General features: G+C 60.7%; 1 protein-coding gene. It reads right to left on the bottom strand.

Going from position 1 to position 816, the window contains the following annotated elements:
- Nucleotides 1–268, bottom strand: a 268-nt coding sequence (locus LHP98_RS19285) for a PAS domain-containing protein (RefSeq protein ID WP_227254165.1), incomplete at its 3' end; no start/stop codon positions are given.
- Between the last annotated feature and the right edge of the window lie 548 nt (nucleotides 269–816).

Raw genomic sequence — 816 nt, 5'->3', positions numbered from 1 at the left:
CGTCCGCGCGGCAGTTCTTCACATAGCCCACGGCTGGTTCGCCCCGCTTCAGCAGCGCCCAGAACAAGTGGAAGAAGCCCGTCGGCATATCCGGGTGGCGGATGATCCGGTGCGGCGCGCCGATGAGGTCGCGCCAGTCGATGCCGGTCATGCGCTGGAACACGCCATTGCCGGAGCGGATGATCCCGCGCTCATCGGTGCGGGAATAGATCAGTTCGCGGAATTCGAAGACGGCTTCAGAGGTGGGTTGGGTCGAAGGATTGAGCATTTGTCCTGGCACTGATTCATGGAGTCTCATTCACGCTGCTATCCGTGCCACGGCGATAGCTAACACATGGTTTCCGTTCGTGATTCTGAATCTCACCCCAACCTCGTCGTGACGTCGCCGCCCTTGGTGGTCGGAGATCGGCAGCACGAGAAGGCGGCCCGAAGATTCGGTTCGACGGCAGGCCTTGGGCGAGAGGACAGGGGAACGCGCCCATCTTCGCCTGAATCATCAGCGAGTACCAAATGGACTTCCCTACGGCGCGCCTCACTTTCCTCTCACACCTCTTGGCTGGTGCCGTATGCCCTTGCCGCGTTCTGATCAGAGGTCCGGAAGGCAAGTGCGGAACAACGCGGGGCTGCGCTCGCATCGGCGGATTGTGGTGCGGCCAAACGAATGTGAGCGAATGGAACACTTGCGTCATGTGTCCGGCATCAGCACCCATGGAACAGTTTGGCGTGATTGCGTGGCGGAGGGTTTGCGGCTCATCTTGACCCCACATGGAGGTGGAGATGAGAAAGAACCTCGTGACGACGAAGGCGCCTGCCGAA

The sequence above is a fragment of the Rhodobacter sp. Har01 genome, from assembly GCF_020564565.1.
Classification (GTDB): Bacteria; Pseudomonadota; Alphaproteobacteria; order Rhodobacterales; family Rhodobacteraceae; genus Pseudogemmobacter.
The sequence above is the reverse complement of the archived record's forward strand: the minus strand, read 5'-3'. Positions and strand labels throughout refer to the sequence as shown.